The sequence below is a fragment of the Frankia sp. AiPa1 genome (assembly GCF_023243075.1).
Classification (GTDB): domain Bacteria; phylum Actinomycetota; class Actinomycetes; order Frankiales; family Frankiaceae; genus Frankia.
Genome location: NZ_JALKFZ020000083.1, coordinates 1 through 3,411, shown reverse-complemented (window position 1 = coordinate 3,411; position 3,411 = coordinate 1). Strand labels below are relative to the sequence as shown.

Annotated in this window: 1 protein-coding gene; it reads right to left on the bottom strand. The window is 76.6% G+C overall.

The window, feature by feature from the left end; translation table 11 throughout:
* The coding region (locus MXD95_RS07525) for a type I polyketide synthase (protein WP_250639814.1) at positions 1–3,411 on the bottom strand (3,411 nt) is incomplete at both ends.

Sequence of the window (3,411 nt, the reverse complement as noted above, 5' to 3'; positions counted from 1 at the left end):
GGTTCCAGAGGTCTTCGGGGCTGTGGACGCCGCCGGGGAAGCGGCAGGCCATGCCGACCACCGCGATCGGCTCGTCGGCCGCGTCGGCGCGACGTTCCCGCACCCGCGCCGGCGCGTCACCGCTGGTCGCCGCCGGCTCCGCGAGCTCGGCGACCAGGTGCCGGGCGACCGCCTCCGGGGTGGGGTGGTCGAACACCAGCGCCGCCGGTAGCCGCAGGCCGGTCGCGTTGGCCAGGGCGTTGCGGAACTCGACCGCGGACAGCGAGTCGAACCCCAGGTCGCGAAACGACCGGTCGGCGCCGACTGCCCGCGGGTTGGCGTGGCCCAGCACGGTCGCGGCCGTCGAGCGGACCGTGTCCAACGCCAGTTCCTGCTGCTCGTGCGGGTCAAGCGCGCGGAACCGGGCGGCAAGCGTGCCCTGCTCGCCCGCGTCCCGCTCGCCCACGCCCCGCTGCGCGCCCCGGCCCGCGGCCGGCCGGGGACGGGCCCGCCCGGTCGGCACCAGCGCGCGCAACAGCGCGGCCAGCGTGCCCGCCGAGGCGCGCTCCCGCAACACCCGGGCATCCATCGGCGCCGGGACGAGCAGCGCGTCGCCAACGGCCAGGGCAGCATCGAACAGGGCCAGGCCCTGCTCCGTGGGCATCGCCACGATCCCCGCGCCGGAGAGCCGGGCGAGATCGGCGGCGGACAGGTCGCGGGTCAGCCCCGCCGCGTCCGCCCACTGGCCGAAGGCGAGGCTCTGCGCCGGCAGCCCGGCTGCCCGGCGCCGCAGCGCCAGCGCGTCCAGGGCGGTGTTCGCGGCCGCATAGCCTCCCTGGCCGGCGTTGCCCAGGACGCCGGCCAGGGAGGAGAACAGGATGAACCCGTCGAGCTCGGCGTCGCGGGTCAGCGCGTCGAGGTTCAGCGCCGCGTCGACCTTGGGCCGCAGCACCGCGGCCAGCCGGTCGACGGTGAGGGTGGTGATCACCCCGTCATCGAGGATCCCGGCGGCGTGCACGACCGCCCGCAGCGGACGTCGCGGATCGATGGCGGCCAGCGCGCGGGCGAGATCATCCCGGTCGGCGGCGTCACAGGCGATCAGCGTGGTGTCCGCGCCCAGCTCACGTAGCTCCTCGACCAGCGCCGCCCCGCCCTCGGCCGCCGGCCCCCGCCGGCTGAGCAGCAGCAGGTGGCGTACCCCGTGCTGGGCGACGAGATGACGCGACACCACGCGTCCCAGCGCACCGGTGCCTCCGGTGACGAGAACCGTGCCGCCGCGCGCCGCGCCGGCCGGGAGGATCGGCAGGGCCGGCGCGGAAGTCTCCTCGGCCTGCCTGGCCTGGCGGATGTCCCTGGCCTGGTCGGCGGCGGCCGCGGGGTTGGATGGGCCGGTGCCCGTGGTCGCGGGGATGGCCGGGGCCGGGGCCGGGGCCGGGGTCGGGGTCGGGATCGGTGCCGGGGTGAGGCGGGGCGCGAGCCACCGCCCGTCGCGGTGGGCCAGCCTGTTTTCGCCCAGGGCCAGGGCGGTGGCGATCTCGGTGTCGCCGAGTGTGGGGGTGTCGGTGTCCACCAGGACGAATCGATCGGGGTGTTCGCTGATCGCGCTGCCGAGCAGACCCCAGGCCGCCGCGGCTCCGAGAGCGGGCGGCTCGTCGCGGTCACCCACGCCGACCCCGGCACGGGTGACGACGACGAGCGTGCCGCCGGGACGCTGGAGCCATCCGTGGGCGAGCGCCAGGGCGCGCCGCACCGCGGCGTGAACGCCCGCGGCCGTGGTGTCGTCCGCCGCCGGGCCGTCGGTCGCGCCGTCGGTCGCGCCCGCGTCGTCCAGCCAGGTGACGGCGACCGGCGCCGGCGTCCGCTCGTCGCCCGAGCTGGCGAGGTCGGAACCGGCGAGGTCGGCCAGTGCGACGATGGTCGGCGCGGTGGTGGCCGCGGCCGAGGTCGTGGTGGGCGTGAGCGGCGTCCAGCTCATCCGGTACAGCCCGGCGGCGGCGTTCGGCCGTGGCCCGTGGCCGGCGGGCCGGGTCCGGCGTAGCCGCAGCGTGCCGATCGACGCCACCGGCTGGCCGGTGGGATCGTCGAGTGCCAGGGTGACCGTCTCCGCGCCGACCGGGCGCACCCGCACCCGCAGGGAGGTGGCGCCGGTCGCGAGCAACCGCACCTCGGAGAAGGCGAAGGGCAGCCGGAGCCCGCCCTGCTCGGCCGTCCAGGTGTCCCCGGGGGCGGTCTCGGTGCTGGTCGCGGTGCCGGTCTGGAGGTCGTCCTCGCCGCTGTCGGTCCTGCCGCTGTCGGCCTTGCTGGCGGCGGTGAGCAGCAGAGGGTGCAGCGCGGCGTCCAGGATGGCTGGGTGCAGCGCGAAGCGGCCGGCATCGGCCTGCTCGCTGTCGGCCAGATCGACCTCGGCGTAGATGTCGGCGCCGAGCCGCCACGCGGCGTGCAGTCCCTGGAAGGCGCGGCCGTACTGGTAGCCGTCCGCGGACAGCCGGTCGTAGAACCCGTCAAGATCGATGACTTCGGCCCCCGTCGGGGGCCACTGGCGCCCGGGGCTGTCCGCGTCGCCCGCGTCGCCCGCGTGCGGATCGCCCGCGTCTCGCGGGCCGCGCGCGGCGCTGTCGGCGCCACCTGCGGCTGCGGGGCACAGGACGGCGCTCGCGTGGTGCGTCCAGTCGTTCTCCCGAACCGGCTCCGCCCCGGCGATCTCGTCCGCCCCGGCCGCGAGCCCGATACCGGCCGTCGGCCCGTCGTCGGACGTCCGGGAGTGAATCTCGACGTCGCGGCGGCCGGCCGGGTCCGCCGCGCCGACCACGATCTCGACGCGGACGGCCTCCCGGCCGGGCAGCACCAGCGGCGCCGTGAGCGTGAGCTCGTCGAGCGTGTCCGCGTCGAGCTGACGGCCCGCGGCGAGGACGAGATCGACGAACGCGGCCGCGGGTATCAGCGTCTCGCCCGCGATGGCGTGGTCCGTGAGCCACGGATGCGCGGTGCTGGACAGCAGGCCGGTGAACACGGTGCGTCCGTCCGGCAGGTCGACGGCGGCGCCGACGAGGGGGTGCCCGGTGGGGATGATGCCGGTGCCGGACATGTCCGCGTCGTCGCGGCGTTGCGCCAGCCAGTATGACTCGCGCTGGAAGGCGTAGGTCGGCAGCGCCGTCCGTCGCGGCGCCTGCCCCTCGAACACACCCGGCCATGACACCCGGGGCTGGCGGACCCGCACCCGCGCGAGCGCGGCCAGAACGGCGTGGGTGTCCGGGATGGCGCCGTGCAGCAGCGGCGTCACCAGGGCGCCGGCGGCGTCGGGGAGTTCGGCCAGGGATTCCTGGGCTGCTGTCGTCAGCGCCCGCCCGGGGCCGATCTCGAGGTATTCGGTGACGCCGAGGGTGTGGAGGTGGTGGATGCCGTCGTGGAAGCGGACGGGGTTGCGGGCGTGGT